18 protein-coding genes are annotated in these 17145 nt (G+C 44.4%); 8 read left to right on the top strand and 10 right to left on the bottom strand.

Annotated elements, in window-relative coordinates:
- The first annotated feature begins 24 nt into the window (after positions 1 to 24).
- A complete protein-coding gene (msrB, locus tag AC0J2X_RS06910) occupies positions 25 to 453 on the top strand; it encodes a peptide-methionine (R)-S-oxide reductase MsrB (RefSeq protein WP_039216559.1) in 429 nt (142 codons plus the stop codon).
- Positions 454 to 605: 152 nt separating this feature from the next.
- On the opposite strand, the gene AC0J2X_RS06915 is transcribed toward msrB, so the two are convergent.
- Positions 606 to 1490, bottom strand: coding sequence for a DUF2989 domain-containing protein (locus AC0J2X_RS06915; RefSeq protein WP_472995887.1), 885 nt, complete (start codon positions 1488 to 1490; stop codon positions 606 to 608).
- 191 nt (positions 1491 to 1681) lie between these two features.
- Here AC0J2X_RS06915 and AC0J2X_RS06920 point away from each other — a divergent pair, with 191 nt between their 5' ends.
- From AC0J2X_RS06920 to AC0J2X_RS06950, 7 genes are all read left to right on the top strand, one after another.
- The gene (locus AC0J2X_RS06920) at positions 1682 to 3127 is read left to right on the top strand and encodes a glyceraldehyde-3-phosphate dehydrogenase (protein ID WP_472995888.1); all 1446 of its coding nucleotides are present in this window, start codon (positions 1682 to 1684) and stop codon (positions 3125 to 3127) included.
- A gap of 168 nt (positions 3128 to 3295) precedes the next feature.
- Positions 3296 to 4435: a M14 family metallopeptidase gene (locus AC0J2X_RS06925; protein ID WP_472995890.1), complete on the top strand. Its 1140-nt coding sequence runs from the start codon at positions 3296 to 3298 to the stop codon at positions 4433 to 4435.
- A gap of 108 nt (positions 4436 to 4543) precedes the next feature.
- Complete coding sequence (locus AC0J2X_RS06930; protein ID WP_014949838.1) at positions 4544 to 6202, top strand: alanine/glycine:cation symporter family protein; 1659 nt, start codon at positions 4544 to 4546, stop codon at positions 6200 to 6202.
- Between the two features lie 266 nt (positions 6203 to 6468).
- Complete coding sequence (locus AC0J2X_RS06935; RefSeq protein WP_014949837.1) at positions 6469 to 6795, top strand: zinc ribbon domain-containing protein; 327 nt, start codon at positions 6469 to 6471, stop codon at positions 6793 to 6795.
- Positions 6796 to 7089 carry a YeaC family protein gene (locus AC0J2X_RS06940; protein ID WP_014949836.1) on the top strand — a complete coding sequence of 98 codons (294 nt, stop codon included), beginning with the start codon at positions 6796 to 6798 and terminating at the stop codon, positions 7087 to 7089.
- Positions 7079 to 10021 carry a DUF349 domain-containing protein gene (locus tag AC0J2X_RS06945; RefSeq protein WP_472995891.1) on the top strand — a complete coding sequence of 981 codons (2943 nt, stop codon included), beginning with the start codon at positions 7079 to 7081 and terminating at the stop codon, positions 10019 to 10021. The genes AC0J2X_RS06940 and AC0J2X_RS06945 overlap by 11 nt, the downstream gene beginning before the upstream one ends.
- A 13-nt stretch (positions 10022 to 10034) precedes the next feature.
- A complete protein-coding gene (locus AC0J2X_RS06950; protein ID WP_014949834.1) occupies positions 10035 to 10253 on the top strand; it encodes a hypothetical protein in 219 nt (72 codons plus the stop codon).
- 83 nt (positions 10254 to 10336) lie between these two features.
- Here AC0J2X_RS06950 and AC0J2X_RS06955 read toward each other — a convergent pair whose 3' ends face one another.
- The 9 genes from AC0J2X_RS06955 to AC0J2X_RS06995 form a co-directional block, all read right to left on the bottom strand.
- Positions 10337 to 10531, bottom strand: coding sequence for a hypothetical protein (locus tag AC0J2X_RS06955; RefSeq protein ID WP_014949833.1), 195 nt, complete (start codon positions 10529 to 10531; stop codon positions 10337 to 10339).
- A 38-nt stretch (positions 10532 to 10569) separates the two neighbouring features.
- The gene (locus tag AC0J2X_RS06960) at positions 10570 to 10746 is read right to left on the bottom strand and encodes a DUF1328 domain-containing protein (RefSeq protein WP_014949832.1); all 177 of its coding nucleotides are present in this window, start codon (positions 10744 to 10746) and stop codon (positions 10570 to 10572) included.
- 246 nt (positions 10747 to 10992) lie between these two features.
- Positions 10993 to 11688: a DUF2490 domain-containing protein gene (locus AC0J2X_RS06965; RefSeq protein WP_472995892.1), complete on the bottom strand. Its 696-nt coding sequence runs from the start codon at positions 11686 to 11688 to the stop codon at positions 10993 to 10995.
- A gap of 115 nt (positions 11689 to 11803) precedes the next feature.
- Complete coding sequence (locus AC0J2X_RS06970) at positions 11804 to 12448, bottom strand: phosphoribosyl-AMP cyclohydrolase (RefSeq protein ID WP_239260713.1); 645 nt, start codon at positions 12446 to 12448, stop codon at positions 11804 to 11806.
- Between the two features lie 572 nt (positions 12449 to 13020).
- Entirely contained in the window at positions 13021 to 13599 is a 579-nt protein-coding gene (locus AC0J2X_RS06975) for a CC0125/CC1285 family lipoprotein (RefSeq protein ID WP_014976806.1), read from the bottom strand.
- Between the two features lie 24 nt (positions 13600 to 13623).
- A complete protein-coding gene (locus AC0J2X_RS06980; RefSeq protein ID WP_014949827.1) occupies positions 13624 to 13881 on the bottom strand; it encodes a hypothetical protein in 258 nt (85 codons plus the stop codon).
- 52 nt (positions 13882 to 13933) lie between these two features.
- On the bottom strand, positions 13934 to 14491 hold the full coding sequence (locus AC0J2X_RS06985) for a hypothetical protein (RefSeq protein WP_472995893.1): 558 nt from the start codon (positions 14489 to 14491) through the stop codon (positions 13934 to 13936).
- Between the two features lie 4 nt (positions 14492 to 14495).
- A complete protein-coding gene (locus AC0J2X_RS06990) occupies positions 14496 to 14825 on the bottom strand; it encodes a hypothetical protein (protein WP_014949825.1) in 330 nt (109 codons plus the stop codon).
- A 230-nt stretch (positions 14826 to 15055) separates the two neighbouring features.
- Positions 15056 to 17140 carry a response regulator gene (locus tag AC0J2X_RS06995; protein ID WP_472995894.1) on the bottom strand — a complete coding sequence of 695 codons (2085 nt, stop codon included), beginning with the start codon at positions 17138 to 17140 and terminating at the stop codon, positions 15056 to 15058.
- Positions 17141 to 17145: the final 5 nt, after the last annotated feature.

A 17145-nucleotide genomic window follows, 5' to 3' on the forward strand; every position in this document is an offset into this window, starting at 1 on the left:
CTTTTTTGTTTTAAGAGGTAAGTTATGTCGACAGATGAAAAAGCAAACGCATCAATAGCTAAAAAAGACTGGAAAACTGAGCTCACTGACGAGGAATATTATGTATGCCGCGAAGCGGGTACTGAGCGACCTTTCACTGGAGTATTGCTAGACGAGCAGCGAGATGGATTGTACGTGTGTAAGTGCTGCGAAGCGCCACTTTTCCCCTCAGATACTAAATTTGATGCTGGTTGTGGATGGCCTTCTTTCTATAAGCAGCTTGATGACGGTAATGTAGATTACAGAGAAGACTTGAGTCACGGTATGCGTAGGGTTGAGATTTTTTGTAAGCAGTGTGGCTCGCACTTAGGCCATGTATTTCCAGATGGTCCTGCGCCAACGGGTCAACGCTACTGCGTAAATTCGCTATCTATGACCTTTAAAGGCGAAGATGATACACAAATTAAAGGTTAAAAAGCCCTAGGTGAGCGCTTGATTAAGGTAAACATCTGATTAAATTTTGACCTCATGTGGAAAGTAGAGAGATCCAATCATAAAAAACCGCCCATAAACGGCGGTTTTTTTAATTATTTACCAATGAAATTGTGTAATTGAGTTTCAAAAAATTAGAGCTTATCCAGTTTCAATGAATCTGCGTTGAAGGTCGCGCTATTCAAATTACTGACTATTTCATCAACAATGTTATCTAGAATACCTACTGGAAGGGCATAGCGTTGTCCAAGTTGAACACGCTGAGTGTCGTTAAGTCTCTCATCGAAGGCTTCAGCCACACCATACCAAACATAGGCAAGGCGATAGTTGTCCATATCCATTCCCATTGAAGCAAGCGAGTAGAAAATACTGATATCAATGTCGTCGCTATCTGTATATAAACTTAGCGCGCGATATAAGGTTTCAATAGTACGCTTTTGGTCTGTTTTAATTTGAACAGAGGCCAGTGCGACCAGTAGCTTTGGATCGCTTACACGGTTGCTGGCAGCGTAGCGCTCAAAGCGATGAAAAGCCTCTTTGTCGTTATATCGTGTCCAGTGATAGTAAGAAAGGTAAGGATCAAGGGAGTCTTTCGTCTCGCGGCTTAGGCGTTTAATTTCACGCTGAGCAGTAATAACGCCTTTTAGCCGTGTCGCTTCCTTGCCTTTGCGTTTAACGTGTTCGATATGCTGCACTTCTTCGACGCAGGTGAGATACTCTTCGAAGTTTAGAAGAAGAGGGTACTTGTAAGCGTCGTCTTTTGAATCTTGATTGTAGTAACGCAAGCGAATAATCTCAGCTCGCTCGCCGCGACAACGGGCATCCAAACTCAAATCTAAGCAAATCTCGCTGTGAGATTCACAAATTTCACTGATAGTAGGTTCAAAAAGATCGCCACAACCCGTCAGTGTTGTCGCTGCTGCCAGCCACACCGTCGTTACATAACCTTTTGTTGGAAACTTACTAAATAAACTCTCTGTTATACGAGTTTTCATAGAGGTTTTGAAACTTATCAACAATTTGGTCTTCCTTGCTTGTTTATTTAAGATACTGCTCGTCACCGTCAGGCGAAAACTCACCTAGTGTACCCTAAAAATAATAAAAAGCTGACGCGTAATTAGGATTAGTTATGTGTGTTTGTGCCACAAAAAATTGGCCGCGCATACAACAATGACAACACCGTTAAATTAATATCGATGAAGGCAGAAGCATGAATCAACAGTTTGAGCAGGAATTACAAAGCAGCTGGCAAGAGCGTCAGGAATACGCAGAAATGATGTTGCCCCTTATTGGTAAATTGTATCGCAATAAGGCAGTTGAAATTTCGGTTTATGGACGCTCGCTACTGAACGCCAGTGCTATTGATGTTATTAAAGCGCACCGCAAAGTGCGTCTGCACGAAGGTATTAAGCTACGCCTACGCGAAAGCTATCCAATCTTAGAAGCCTTGAGCAACATGAAGCTTGCTCCTGCACAAATTGATATTGGTAAATTGGCTTTTGATTTTCACTACGGTTCTGCGGTCGACAACAACGACCTTACGGCCTACCTTAACGAAAAACTAAACGACGTTGCCGATAAAGAGGACGATCAGAAACCTCAGGACGTTGTACTATATGGTTTTGGCCGTATAGGTCGTTTACTTGCTCGCTTGCTTATTGAACGCCAGGGTAAAAACAATAAGCTTCGCTTACGTGCCATTGTGGTTCGTGGCGGGCGCGATGGCGACCTAGAAAAACGCGCAAGCTTACTGCGCCGCGATTCAGTGCATGGGCCATTCAACGGCAGCATCACAGTTGACCACGAGCGTAACGCGCTAAAAGCAAACGGTTCATACATTCAAGTCATTTATGCCAACAGCCCAGATGAAGTGGATTACACTCAATATGGTATCGATAACGCTATCATCGTAGACAACACGGGTATTTGGCGTGACCGCGATGGCCTTGGCCTACACCTTAAAGCTAAGGGTGCAGCGAAAGCTATTCTTACTGCCCCGGGTAAAGGTGACATCAAGAACATCGTACACGGTGTAAATGACGAAGAAGTAACACCAGAAGATACAATTGTATCTGCTGCTAGCTGTACGACCAACGCAATAACGCCGGTACTTAAAGCGCTAGACGAAGAATATGGCATTGAAAACGGTCACGTTGAAACCGTTCACTCTTACACTAACGACCAAAACCTTATCGATAACTACCACAAAGGTGATCGTCGTGGACGTAGTGCGCCACTTAATATGGTTATTACCGAAACGGGCGCTGCGAAAGCCGTTGCCAAAGCGTACCCGAAACTGGCAGGTAAACTTACCGGTAATGCTATCCGCGTACCTACACCTAACGTGTCGCTAGCGATTTTGAACCTAAATCTTAAAACGCCGGTGGAGCGCATTGCAGTTAACGAGTTCTTGCGCGATACCGCGTTGTTCTCAAAGCTTCAACACCAAATTGACTACACGGCAAGTAAAGAGATTGTATCAACAGACTTAGTCGGCTCTCGCGCTGCGTCTGTGGTTGACTCTCAGGCGACCATCGCCGCAGATAACCGCCTGACACTATACGTGTGGTATGACAACGAGTTTGGTTACAGCTGTCAGGTACTACGTGTAGTTCGTGATATGGCAGGGCTTAGTTTCCCTACGTTGCCGCTTTAAGCAACACGCAGTTTAATTAACTGTATAAAAAACCGACCTAAGTGGTCGGTTTTTTGATGGTGTAAACATTTTGTATACTTTCGATAGTACAAAACCCGCTGTGTGCGTGGAATTTGTGTTTACGTCTATGCTAAATTAGCGCTCAAATAATGAGGAAAACGACAGTCTATGCATATTTCCAGTCAATTCGACAGCGGTAACATTGAAGTTGTTAGCGCACAATCACCAGACGATATCCGTCTAACCATTCCCAACGACAACCAATCTGAATTTGCTCAGTGGTTCCATTTTCGTTTAGTGGGCGAAACTTTTGTAACTCACACAATGACGATTGGTAATCTGGCTAAGTCAGCGTATCCAGAAGGTTGGAAGGGATATAACGTTCTAGCGTCTTACGACCGTCAAACTTGGTTTAGAATTCCTAGCGAATTTGACGGTGACAATCTTACGTTTTCACTAACGCTAGAACAGCCAAGCGTATACTTCGCGTATTTCATTCCCTACAGCTATGAACGTCATCTCGATCTTGTACACGACGCGCAGATGTCACTACAGTGCGAGCACAAATTCCTAGGCCTTACCCTTGATGGCCGTGATATGTCTATGCTGGTTATCGGTGAAGAAACACCAGAAAAGAAAAAAGTCTGGATCACGGCACGTCAACACCCTGGCGAAACCATGGCCGAGTGGTGTGCCGAAGGTATTATTTACCGTCTGCTCGACGAGCAAGATGGTTTGGCGCGACAGTTGCTTGATAATGCTGTTTTCTACATTGTGCCAAACATGAACCCAGACGGCAGCGCACGTGGTCATCTGCGTACCAATGCTGTAGGAACCAATCTAAACCGTGAGTGGGCAACGCCTTCGCAAGAAAAAAGCCCAGAAGTACTTTACGTACTGAATGCAATGAGCGAAATTGGTGTAGACATGTATCTTGATTTGCACGGTGATGAGGCATTGCCGTACAACTTTGTCGCAGGAAGTGAAGGTAACCCTAGCTACAATGACACCATCAAAATGCTTGAAAATACGTTTAAAGATGCGCTGTTGAACGCTACGCCAGAGTTTCAAGATGAATTTGGTTACGATAAAGATGAGCCAGGCAAGGCTAATTTAACCGTAGCGTCAAATGCGGTGGGCGAGAAATTCAAATGTATGGCATATACGGTGGAAATGCCATTTAAAGACAATGCAGATGTACCGGACGATATCTACGGTTGGTCGGTACAGCGTAGCCGTCAATTAGGTGAAGATTTACTTATTGGTGTGAATGCAGTTGTTAAAAAGCTAAAAGCATCAGAGCAATAAAATAAAAATAAGGAAGCGAAAGTTTCCGCAAAAAGGCCTCGACAAAAAGAGGCCTTTTAATTATTAAAATAAAACAACAATTAAACATAATAAAAAAGGGGAATAACGTTGGAAGGGTTATATGGTTTTCTAACTATGCTCGATGGATTCTTAGGAGGCGCGTTCTGGTTTCCTTATGTACTGTTAGGCGTAGGTCTTTTCTTTACGGTTTATCTTAAATTTCCGCAAATTCGTTTCTTTAAACATGCTTGGCAAGTTGTTACCGGTAAGTTTGATAAAGAAAGCGATCCAGGCGACACCACCCATTTTCGCGCGCTAACTACCGCACTGTCTGGTACCGTAGGTACAGGTAACATCTCAGGTGTTGCATTCGCTATTTTCCTTGGTGGCCCCGCTGCACTATTTTGGATGTGGGTAACCGCCTTTTTAGGTATGACTACAAAATTCGTTGAAGTTACTCTGTCGCACAAATATCGCGTAAAGACAGAAGACGGCACCATGGCCGGTGGCCCTATGTATTACATGGACCGTCGCCTAAACATGAAGTGGTTAGCGGTTGCATTTGCTGTTGCTACGGTAGTCAGCTCATTTGGTACCGGAAACCTTCCTCAAAGTAATGGTATCGCGCAAAGTATCGAAGCAACATTTGGCTTCGAGCCTTGGATGGTAGGTAGTGTACTGGGTATTCTTCTAGCCTTGGTCATTCTTGGTGGTATCCAACGCATTGCCGCGTTTACAGCGCGTGTTGTTCCAGTTATGGCTGTTATCTACCTTATCGGTGCGCTAGCGGTTATTTTCGCTAATCTTGACAACATTGGGCCTTCGTTTGCCGCAGTTATCGGTGATGCGTTTACTGGTTCAGCTGCCGCAGGCGGTTTCTTGGGAGCTTCGTTAGCTTATGCGTTTAACCGTGGGGTTAACCGAGGCTTGTTTTCAAACGAAGCGGGTCAAGGCTCTGCACCTATCGCTCACGCAGCAGCAAAAACGAAAGAGCCTGCGTCAGAAGGTATGGTGTCACTGCTTGAACCCTTTATCGACACTATTCTAATTTGTACCGTAACGGGTTTGGTTATTCTGTCGTCGGGCGTGTGGAAAGAAAAACACGAAAACGTCTTCGATCGTTCAGACATGTACTTTGTTGCAGGTCAATACGACGACTCGAATCAGGATGACGTAAACAAACTATATGGTTACTTGAATGAAATTGAAGGTAACAATGTACAGCCTTATACTGGCTCAATTACCGTTGTTAACGGCACGGCTGTAAGCGATGGTTTTACACTGCTTAACGCTAGGTCTGTAGCAGAAGACGTGAAGTATGCAGTAGGTAGTGAAGACTTGTTTACTGGCACGCTTAAGATTGTCGACGGAAAGCCGGTTAAAGAGAACCTTGAAGTAAGCGGTAAGTCACTGGTTCACTCGGCAGCGCTCACCACCATTGCCTTTACTCGCGGTTTCTTTGGCGATTTCGGTCAATATATCGTGTCAATTGGGCTTATGCTGTTTGCGTTCTCAACCGCCATCGCTTGGTCATATTATGGTGATCGCGCTATGACATATTTGTTCGGTCCTCGCTCCGTAATGCCGTATCGCGTCATCTACGTCGCCGGTTTCGTTTGGGCTGCATTCTCTGACACCACATTAGTTTGGGCACTTTCAGCTGTGGCTATCGTGGTAATGACCTTGCCAAACTTGTTCGGCATCATGTTGCTTTGCAAAGAGATGAAAGAAACGGTTAACGACTACTGGTCTCGACATAAGAAATAAGGTGAGTATTGCCTAAAGCATCGCCCCCTCTTGAGTTTCACTGAAGGGAAATGCAACTTGGCTATCAGGTAAAAATGCGTAGCGGTGAACTTTGTATAAAAGTTAACACCCTGCGCATTTTTGTTTTATGGCGATAAGGTTAATCCACAGAATCGACTTCATTGTTGTGATGAACTTAAGTATGATACCCATCCGCGTATAAATGCGTCTACGCTCAATAGCGAGTTGCGCATTTCCATTTCGCACCCAATAAACAGGAGCAACATATGGCATTAGTTGACTGTCCTTCGTGTAACAAAAAAACGTCTGACAAAGCGAAGACGTGTCCTCACTGTGACTTTAAAATCGGTGATGCGACCTCTGAAGATATAGAGCGCAAACAAAGCTTACAAAGATTTAAAAAGTTAGCCAGTATCCAGAACCAATCCCTTCTTGCTATGCTGATATTCGTTGCGAGTTTTGGCTTCATGTATTGGGGCGGAACACGCCCAGGTGATTTGCAACATAATTTAGCTATTTTGGGCGCAGTGGTTGGCTTTGTTTGGTACTTAGTAAACCGCGCGCGTATTGTTTACATTAAGCGTTTTTCCTAAATGAATATAGAAGCACTTTTAGCCAGCATGACGCCGGAGATTTACGAGCGTCTGCGTCAGGCTGTTGAAACAGGTAAGTGGCCAGATGGCACTCCTTTAAACGAAGAGCAAAAAGCAAGCAGTATGCAGGCTGTTATGCTGTATCAAGCAAAAATAGAAAAGTCCTCTGAGCATATGACAGTAGGTGAAAGCGGCGAAATCGTACATAAAAGTAAAGCCGACTTTAAACGCTCGTTACGCGATGAGCAGGATGATAATAATACAATAGCGCGGTTTAAACAGGATGATATTTAGTCGTATATTTGCGCCTTCACACCAAAGCCCAAAGCCTGAAAAACGGATGCAGGCAATCGAGAGTCTCTCTCCCGACAAGGCACAGGAAAAAACAATTCTTCACGAACTGGCATTTAATGACGAAGATGCAAATGTCAGTTTAGCAGCACTCGAAAAGCTTAATAGCTTTGTGCTGTGGCTTAAAATGTCACAAATTGCCAAGCAGTCTCGCGTTAAAAAAGCGGCGGAGAAAAAGGTAAACGCCGCTTTGTTAGGCGAGGGGGATGTCACACTCTCCCGCCAAGAGATATTCTCTTTTTTAACTGAAACAGCCAACGCCGATTTGGTGGTGCAGTTAGTACCGCAAATGTTGAAGAAAGAGCCTACGCTCTTACAAGATGATGCGCTAGCTAACGCGCTAATCGAAAAAGTAGCGAAGCCATCTTTCACCCAGTTTGTTTTTTTAGAAGGCGCAAGTCCCCAACTGCAAACCCTGCTAATAAACGCCCATTCAGACGTATCAGATTTACAGAAACTAGCTAAGAAAGTGTTAGATGATGCGCTTACAAAGCAGATTAATGCACGTATTGATGCTATCAAAGAGGCTGCAAAGCGCCCAGTGGAGCTTAAAAAGCAGCTCACTCTGGGACTTTCAAAATATCAGGCTTTACTCGACAAATCAGATGTAGAAACCATTGATGAAAAGCGCAACGAACTTGAGAGCGAATTGACTGGGCTGTTTGCTCAAATTGACTTACTCACTTCAGAAGAACGCGCTGATTATGAAGAAAAGCGCGCGCGTATAGGTGAGCAGCTCGAGCGATATTTAAGCCGTATCCGCCCAGCATGGGAAGAGAAGCAACAAGCGTCGCAACGTGCTAATACCAGAGCATTGTGCGAACAGCAGCTTACTTATGCCAAGGAGCAGGTAGCTTGGTTGTACAATAACAGGCTTTGTGAAGCGACGCTTGCTGATGTTGCTACGGTTAATGAAAGCGTGCGCGGTGTTGAAGCAACGCTCGAACAGCTAGCGCGTCTCGATGATGAATCTGCAACTGATAAGCGAATTACACAGATTAAGCGCTCTGTCGACGAACTAAACGAGCAGCTTGATCGCTTCTCTATGCAGCAGCAATACGGCCAAAAGCTACTGATAAAACTTCAGGCGCTTGAAGACATTGCCGCTAAGATCGTTTCGGCAAGCGATAGCGAGTCGGACAAAGATACCCGTGATGTGAGCGTTGAAGAAGCTAGCGCATCGACTGAGGATTTGAGTCAGGTAAATGGTGGCGACGCATTACAAAGCAGTAGTGTAGTGGCTCTTAAAGCGGAGTTTGACGAAGCACGTCAAGCGTATAAAGCGCTTAGTCGCGAAATCGATGCCATTCCTAAGGCGTTGTCTAAACGTTTCAACGCAGCGACAAGCAGTGTAAATGCCCAAGAGCGTGCTCAAAAATCCAAAGAAAACGAGCAAGTAAAACACATTAGAAAGCACATTAGCGTTATCGATAACTTAATTGCTCAGGGTAAATTCCGCGTTGCTATTTCAAAATTTGCAAAGCTTCAGGAAAGTTATGCTGCGCTTCCTGGTTCAGCGAAAAAGTATGTAGAGAAACGTTTTGAAAAAACCGCTGGTGATGTGTCGCGCTTAGAAGGATGGCAGGATTACCTTGCTGCGCCGCGCAAACCCGCTCTTGTAGAGGAAGCAAAAGCGTTAGCCAGCGCTGATGCAGAAAATATTAAGCAAAGAAGTGAAGCCATTAAGTATCTTCGTAAGCAATGGTTATCACTAACACCGTCATCGTCAACGAGTGAAGAAAGTAGTGATGACGCGTTGTTACAGCAGCAATTCGATGATGCACTTGAAAAGGCCTTCGAGCCTTGTAGAGCGCATTATGCGAAGTTAGATGCACAGCGGGCTGCTGCGCGTGAACAGCGTATGTCGATTATCGCTACGGTTAAGGCAATGGACATTAACATGCCGGAAGCCGAGTTAGTGAAAGTTTTCGATAGAGTGTCTAAACAGTGGCACGCTGCAGGTCAGGTTGAACGTGAAATTTATGAACAGCTGAAGCAAGAATGGAAGGCGGTATCATCGCCCATTCAGGCAAAAGTAAATCAATGGCAAAGTGACAACCAAGCCCAAAAGCGTGCGTTAGTCACCCAAGCTTGTCAACTTGCTGCGGAAGAAGATGTCGCTGGCGCTGCCGACAAGGCTCAGCAATTACAAAGCCAATGGAAGCAAGTAGGCCATGCAGGTAAACGTGAAGAGAGTAAGTTGTGGGCAGAATTTAAGGCTGCCAATGACACCGTATTTGAACGTTTAAAAGCCGAGCGGAAAGTACAGAATAATGCATTTAACGCGTTAGTAGATTCGCTACTCAAGCAAGTGGAAGCTGTTGACATCAACAGCGATGATGCAACGTTCAGTCAATCAATAAGCGACGTTCGCGCTCAGTTAACCGACTTGCCTAGAGCGCAACGTACGAAAGTAGATAAAAAGATTGATTCACTTGAAAGTAAGCGCGCGGCGCAAGCGAAAAATGCACAATCTCAAGCCCGATTGGCGCGAGCTCAGGCTCTGATTTCTTTACTACAGCTAAGTGTAGGTGAGGGAAGTGGTGATGAGCAATCTCTAGCGGAAACGTTAGGGAAGCGTTGGTCAAGCATATTGGGTCAGTCAACTGGAAATAAAACAACTCAGCACGATAGACAATGGTTAACGGTAGCATTAGAAGTCGCAACTGGTATGCCAAGCCCAGATGCAGACGCATCTATACGCTCTAGCGTACAGCTACAAATGATGACATCTAAGTTGGAACAAGGCGAAGCGGCAACAGCTCCCGACATTCTTGCTGACTGGTTATCATACGACTCGATAAGCGAAGAAGATAACCATTTGCTGCAACGAGTTGTTTCAGTTATTGATACTCATCCTGAAATTGTTGCTTAAACGGAAAGCCTAAATGGAAAACAGTGTTGAGTTTCAATTTGAAACAGAAATGTCTGCCTATCGCTTTTTGAATACCGTGAAGCATATTGACGCAGAAGGGTTAAGAGTGAAGTTCGGGCGTACGGATCATCACGTGAGTGTAAAATACCGTTACGGCGTAGGAGAATTTGATTCGACGCTATCTACACTAGACGATCTTGCTCGTGAGTTAGGTGGTGAAGAAGTGTCTTAACTAACCAGTTAGGTCAAACCACGTCGACTGTAAATACAAAAAGGGCCAGACAATTGTCTGGCCCTTTTTTGATAAAAACGTGATTAACAGTCTTTATCTTCAGCGTCTACGCCTTCTTTCACATCTTCACAAGCGTCTTCAACGGCATTACCTGCATCGGTAACAATTTCGTCTAGCTCTTCGCCTGCGTCTTCCGCTTCACCGTCACCGCAAGCTGCTAGTGATAGTGCAAATGCTGATGCTACTAGTACCTTTGATAAGTTTTTAAATGAAAACATATCCTTACTCCTTTTTCCTATTAAAATACTTCTAACTCTTAGGCTCTTGGTGCTCTACCACGTAACGCATTTGCGATAAGTGAGATTACGAGCAACGCGATAAACACAAAGAAAAGAAACTGTGCGATACCTGTTGCTGCACCTGCGATGCCTCCAAAACCAAAAACTGCTGCAATAATGGCGATGATAAAAAATGTGATTGCCCAACCTAACATAACTAAATCCTCGTATTGCTTCCGTTACTTTCACTTTAACTAATGCTATCTTTGTGCCTTTTTTTTAAGTTATTGAAATATATTGATATAATTTAATTTTTCTCTGGTTGTCACGCCGTATCTGCAGGCAATTAACGTCACGATTACACGTACGAATGCATTTTTTACATGATTGAGTAAGGCCCTAGTCACCCAACCTTACTCTTTGTGTGTTAAGGGCCTTTGGCTGGAGTTATTCTTTGATCCTTACCAGCTTCCGAAGAACGTGAGAGCAAGGTTGTGGTTTGTTATGGCGTCTGAATTGGCGCCTGGCGACGCAATATGATTATGTAAGTATCCCATCTCGACGCGCCATTTCTTGTTGAGGTGATAGGCCGGTCCCACGTAAAGTCTATTTTGATCAAACCCGCTATTTTGGCCCCAGTCTGTGTCGTTCAAAGCCAAAAATACCTCGTCCCACACGACTATTGACCATTGCTCATTTAAAGGTTTCGACCACCGTATAAATTGTCTAAACCTATAGCCTGTATCATCGCCTTCATCGCTCCTGAATCGCTGCTCCAAACGACTTCTACCTGAAATGGTACCGCCCATAAATTTGCTTAATGAATACGTGGCTTGCTGCCACACCCTGTCTTCTTCAATTGAACCGTTGTCTGAGTCTATCGTTACTCTTGCAACACCCAGCCACAAGGTCGTATCGCTTGATAGTTTGTAGCCGACACCGGGACGAACGATAGAAACGCCAAGGCGAGATGCGTCGTCTTTAAAGCGTAAATGACCGTCAAACCAAAATTGCCATTTACCTTTATCATCGGCATCTCCAGTGAGTGCGAGGGCGTTCCAAGATTGAAAATCTGACTCGGCGTGTGACTTAACGCCGGCTGTCATCGCCATCACAAGTAGTAAGACGCAACGCGTCATAATTCGTTTTGCGCACATAGTTTTTCTCGTTGAAAATAAAAAAAAGCAATGCGAAAGGGAAGGAACGCCTTGCCTGTAAAGGGAGAGTGTTTCGCCCCTCACACTTCCTAAGAATGGAGGGGCAATGGCCTATTTAGTTACCGTTTGGGTTGTAAGGTAACGAAGATTGGTGAGCAACAATACGCAGGTCGCCGTCACTATCTTTGACATAGGCAAACGTGTATTCCACCTTCGTCTCGCCACCTTTTGTATCGGTAAAGAAGTAGTTACCCATCGCCACCGCCATGCGACAGCTGTTATTGATAATACCCACATTATCGAATTTCACGTTTGTGTAAGGCTTTATTGCAAAGCCTTTGTCCTCTTCGTAAGCGTCATTACCGCCAACAAAGTATGAAAGCGCAGCATCGAAGCTTGAACGGAACTGGTCGTTAGCTGCAAGCGTTGGTTTAAACAGTACGCTGCTTAAATCGTAACCATACATAGCTTGGATGAAATCTGCGGCTTCGCCAGAGTAATCACCATCATTGCTAAATACTGCACCAATTCGCACTATGCCGTCGCCCCACATCTTTTGTGCTGTTACCACTTCTCGCTCAGTAATACATTCGTCGGAATAAAGTAATGCGTTGTCGAGTGCTTTAGCTTTTAACGCCGGAACATTCGAACTAGCTGTATGCTCCATCTGCGGTTTTGCCACTGCACTGCAACCAGTCACCAACATTACTGTAGCTGCTACAAGAGTAGTTTTTGTCATTAACGTGCTTAGCTTTCTCATCGCCTGACTCCTTAGTCATTTGCAAAATAAATATGTGCTATTACCTGATTTAATTGCCTAGAGCAGTACCGCTACAACGTTGTTGCTAGAGGTTTATAAATCTGCTCTGCAGTTCATGTGTTTAATGATAGCTAGCTATGATGACGGAGACTTTTTTACAACATTAATAGAAGATTAACGGGCCATTAAAAATCCAGGAAGCACTTCAGAAGAATGGATAACAGCTATAAATTAGAGTCTAGAGTCTAGAGTCTAGAGGCTAGAGGTTATAGATTAGAGGCTTTAAATTAGAGAAAAGGGCTGTGATAGCAGCAGTGTCATCGACTCTTTCAAGAAGAAACGAATATGACACCGCCCAAGTTTGTAGAAAAGTGAAGAATGCAGTTAGCCAGTGGACTGCTAGCCACAACAGAAAAGTAATAAAGACTAGTGCACGGGTTGTTGGCTTTGAAACATATTACGGTTTTTCTCATGTGTTTGAGCGATGCTTTTCAGTAACTGCAACTAGGGCCTGAAAAGCATTTCTATTAAAACTGATGTTTTAGAGCATAAGTGAGCGGCAAAACGCTCAGCTAGTTGCCATTTTTTGGCTCTAGAGGCTCTGATAGTACCTCTAAGACAGTAAAAGCATTTTTACCTAGACGCGTTTTATCATTCGCCATCATTACATCAATAGTAAAGTAGATGTCGTTAATTTGAGTTTTCACAACGTCGTTTGAGCTTGGGACGGCCATAGGCTGTGCCACTTCATCGCAGCCTGACATAGTGCACTGCCTGTCTGTTTGAAATGCCACGGGCTCTTCCTTGTTCGCCATAACTTCTCGCGCAACAACTGGCTTTTTATCCACGTTGGTTTTAACAATAGCTAAATAGGTAAAGCCTTGCTTTTGAGCAATTTCCGCTGCTCTGTAAAGGGCATATTGCTGTACTTTATCAGCAGGAGTTTTGTCTGTTGCCTTAAAAAGAACCTTGTATTCGTTCTCAGAAATTTTTTCGCTCGAATAGCCATAGGCAGCTTTGGAACTCGCTGACTTATAAGGGGTAGGGGCTGCTACAGGGGTCGATGAACAACCTACTATTGCAAGGCTAAACGCCACACCAACACAGGCAAGCGTCAAACGACTTTTCTTCATATTTTTTTTGTTGTTCATCTCACATATTCCTTAATACTGTGATCATTGAAATAACGACAATAGCGCAGTCCTACTTATTGCCATTAGGGCTTGATTGCGTTTTGCTTTGGGTTTTGCATCTACCGCACCCTTGTATGCGCCAAGGGTTGCGATGCCAAGCAACGTTTCAGGCTTTCCCATCATCAGTTTACATTGCCTCTTTGCTTGTGTAAGTGCAACATCTGCATGATGTTTTTGCGAAAAATAAGCATGCTCTTTCTGTGCTATATCTTTCATATTCGATTTTAAAAAAATGTTCATCGCTTTTCCTCACTATTGGCGGTGGCTTTTTACGCAATGGTAAGCATTTTCACTATCCGAAAACCCGTCGCCACGTTTGTATGAGTCTGCTAAAGCTCAGGTAATTGAATGCATTTTGTGCAAGCTTAAATAAACAAAAGGCCGCAATGCTGTTGAACACCAACAACAGGAGTGGAACTACCACATAGCTAACGCCCACACTATGAAGTATAGCGCCAATGGCGATGTTTAAAATGAGCCAACATACAGTGCCCACTGCAAATGCCGCTAGACATGCAAAGACTGTAACAAAGAAACTCTTTTTAATGAGCATCAATTCACTGTTAGTGAGCTCTAGAAATGCCAAACCCTGCGCTTTTCGCTGGGTCAATGCTTCGGAGAATGCCGAGAAGATATCCGAAAACGATGGATCCGGGTAATTCTGTTGCGTTGACTTGTTCTGTTGTGTTGACTTGTATTGTTCAGAGTGTTCAGAGGTTGCTGATGCAGGGTTAGCATTGTCACCGTTGCTTGTAACATTAGGATTCGCCTGCGCCGCGGGCGGCGTCAGGCGAAAAGGATTTTCTGTGCACAAATTGAAATTTGCTTTTCGAAAATCTGGTACAGTCATCGTATTACTTCTTACGTAAAAGTGACGTCACTAACATTCCTGCTGCGAAAGCGATACCCGCTGTCGCTACTGGGTTCTCAATGGCATATCTACGTACTTTCGACGCCTGCCATTTTTGCTGTGCCAGACGCTTTCTCGCTGACATGTTCTCTGCAGACGATGTCGCAGTGCGACGAATGTTTTCCTCTGCAATCCCTGCACTGTCTGCTAACTTGTCTACTGACGCATGAAGAGAATCTTTCAGTTGATCCGTTACTGGGTGACTCGGCTCAGCCACGCCGTTTGTACCGTTACGTTTAACTGTTTGCGATTTAGCTGAAGCTTGTGTAGCCATAATACTCTCCTTAATATTTTGGGTTCACATAGATAGCTGCAACTGGTATACCAAACTATTATCTTACTGTTTTATATGGCTTATTTTTATTTTTCTATTGTTGCGTGAGGTGCTTATGTGCAAGTCTCACACACTGTTGTGTCTTACGTCTGTAATATTTTCTTGGTCTTGATGATGCGCTGCTCAACCTCCGACATTCGGTACAGGTTGGCAGCGATAAAATTAACTTTTCAGCCCACTACCGAGGCTAAATCGTCTTTGGTGACAGGTTTGAGCAATGCACTGTTGATCCCTATGGTTGTCATCGCTTCGGAGTCCGCTTCGTGACCGCTTACAATAGTAAGGATGGCATCTGGTAGCTTTTGCTTGAGCTCACTCGCTAAGTCGTAACCGTTATAATCGGGAAGGGTAAGGTCCATAAGAATGTGATCGAAACTTTGATTTTCTGCAGCCTGTAATGCTTCAGCACCGCTGTACTGAGTAGTGACCGTATGACCTAAGTGGGAAAGAAACAATTGCAGTAACTCCGCCGCATCCTCATCGTCTTCAATCACAAGTATGTGCTTATTGGCAGGCTGATCTGAATTACCATTTGAATCAGTAGACTGGATTTTCTGCTCTGCTTGCCCAGGGTTTGCAAGCCCTCGATAAGCGGTCTCGTCCTCTGGAGCATACGGCTTGTTCATTGGCATGTCTGCAACTTGGGCTTCCACGTTGGTAAATGTTACGTGATTACCTGGCGGAAGGTATTGCGAAAGCAAGTTAGCCAGTGCAAACCGGTCAATGGGCTTTCCAATTACGTCGTTAAACCCTTCGCGAATTAACGATTCTCTTAAGCCTTTGCGGCTTGCTGCTGTCACGGCAATCACTGGGATATCCTGCCCATGTCGTCTAATCGCATGCAGGGCTTCTATGCCATTCATCACTGGCATATGAATATCCATTAAAACGAGGTCGAAGGGCTGGTTGTGTTCATCCGCCTGCAACACGGCTTCCAGTGCTTTTACGCCATTTTCAGCGTAGCTAATATCAGCTTGAGATTGACTCACAAGGTGACCAGTTAGCCGTCGAATTTCTCGCAAGTCATCAACAATTAATACGCGTCCAGTCACGTTTAAATTGATGCTACTAGACTCGACAGGTTGAATTTGGCCTAATTCAAGATCTATACGAGGCTGTTCAGAAACATCGCCAGGGTTTATATCAAATGTAAATGTGCTGCCTTCTCCTAAACGAGACTTAACATCAATGTCGCCGCCCAGTTTAGTGACAAGCTCTTTACAAATGGCAAGTCCAAGTCCTGCTCCGCCATGATTGGCGCGCATTACATCTTCTATTTGTTCGAAAGGCTGAAAAATATTGATGAGCTTATCAGGCGGCATGCCGATACCTGTATCATCTACAGAAAATCGCAGCAGTGTTTGACTCGAATCGTTTTCAGACGGCTCGTCGAGAGAGATGGTAAGTGTGATACTGCCCTTGTCGGTAAATTTCACGGCATTCGAAATAAGGTTCAACAATACCTGACGCAGGCGGGTAGGATCTGTGTGTATAAACTCTGGTATTTTTGTTTTTGAAACAACGTTAAGGCTTAGTCCTTTGTCTTTGGCATTCAAACGCATTAATGAGTGAATGTCCGTCAAAAACGCGCTTAAGTTCACTTCCTTAATGTTGAGTTCAAGTTTCTCTGCCATTATCCGCGACATGTCTAGCAAATCATTGAGTAGGCTTAACAGGTGCTTGCCATTAGAGTGGATAATAGATAACTCTTGTTGAAAAGGGCTGTTTCTCGCATCGTCTATAAGCAGTTCGGTGTAGCCAAGAATAGAGGTGAGGGGGGTGCGCAGCTCATGCCCTAAATGCGCAAGGAACTTATCTTTGGCCTTGTTCTTTTGCTCTACTTTGTTCCGCTCAATTCGCTCGTTCTCGATGTCACGGCGAACCATGGCGTATCTAATCGTGCGCATAAACCGCGGTGATTCAATTTCAGATTTTTGTAAATAGTCTGCGGCACCTGCTCGCATGACCATTTCATCCACCGTAGCATCCGACTGTCCGGTAAGTATCACCACGGGTAAATTGAATTGGTTAGATTTTAAAACACCCAGTACATCAATCGCGTTCTCAGCACCCAGTAAGTAATCTAACAAACACAGGTCGAAACTTTGTGTCTTTAGTACCTCTACTGCGTCTAAGCTATTCGTCACCCACGTCAACTCAAACGTAGGTGACTCGCACTGCGCTAGATAGTCAGAGGTTAAGAAGTAATCATCTTCATCATCCTCTACCAATAAAATTTTTATTACCTCTGACATCTAGT

This window comes from Alteromonas sp. R7 (genome assembly GCF_055755235.1).

Coding starts and splice junctions, on each gene's coding strand:
- AC0J2X_RS06960 (WP_014949832.1), bottom strand. CDS start 10,746: ATGTTAGGTTGGGCAATCACATTTTTTATCATCGCCATTATTGCAGCA.
- msrB (WP_039216559.1), top strand. CDS start 25: ATGTCGACAGATGAAAAAGCAAACGCATCAATAGCTAAAAAAGACTGG.
- AC0J2X_RS06920 (WP_472995888.1), top strand. CDS start 1,682: ATGAATCAACAGTTTGAGCAGGAATTACAAAGCAGCTGGCAAGAGCGT.
- AC0J2X_RS06995 (WP_472995894.1), bottom strand. CDS start 17,140: ATGTCAGAGGTAATAAAAATTTTATTGGTAGAGGATGATGAAGATGAT.
- AC0J2X_RS06950 (WP_014949834.1), top strand. CDS start 10,035: ATGGAAAACAGTGTTGAGTTTCAATTTGAAACAGAAATGTCTGCCTAT.
- AC0J2X_RS06975 (WP_014976806.1), bottom strand. CDS start 13,599: ATGAACAACAAAAAAAATATGAAGAAAAGTCGTTTGACGCTTGCCTGT.
- AC0J2X_RS06925 (WP_472995890.1), top strand. CDS start 3,296: ATGCATATTTCCAGTCAATTCGACAGCGGTAACATTGAAGTTGTTAGC.
- AC0J2X_RS06940 (WP_014949836.1), top strand. CDS start 6,796: ATGAATATAGAAGCACTTTTAGCCAGCATGACGCCGGAGATTTACGAG.
- AC0J2X_RS06965 (WP_472995892.1), bottom strand. CDS start 11,688: ATGTGCGCAAAACGAATTATGACGCGTTGCGTCTTACTACTTGTGATG.
- AC0J2X_RS06970 (WP_239260713.1), bottom strand. CDS start 12,448: ATGAGAAAGCTAAGCACGTTAATGACAAAAACTACTCTTGTAGCAGCT.
- AC0J2X_RS06945 (WP_472995891.1), top strand. CDS start 7,079: ATGATATTTAGTCGTATATTTGCGCCTTCACACCAAAGCCCAAAGCCT.
- AC0J2X_RS06985 (WP_472995893.1), bottom strand. CDS start 14,491: ATGACTGTACCAGATTTTCGAAAAGCAAATTTCAATTTGTGCACAGAA.
- AC0J2X_RS06990 (WP_014949825.1), bottom strand. CDS start 14,825: ATGGCTACACAAGCTTCAGCTAAATCGCAAACAGTTAAACGTAACGGT.
- AC0J2X_RS06935 (WP_014949837.1), top strand. CDS start 6,469: ATGGCATTAGTTGACTGTCCTTCGTGTAACAAAAAAACGTCTGACAAA.
- AC0J2X_RS06955 (WP_014949833.1), bottom strand. CDS start 10,531: ATGTTTTCATTTAAAAACTTATCAAAGGTACTAGTAGCATCAGCATTT.
- AC0J2X_RS06980 (WP_014949827.1), bottom strand. CDS start 13,881: ATGAACATTTTTTTAAAATCGAATATGAAAGATATAGCACAGAAAGAG.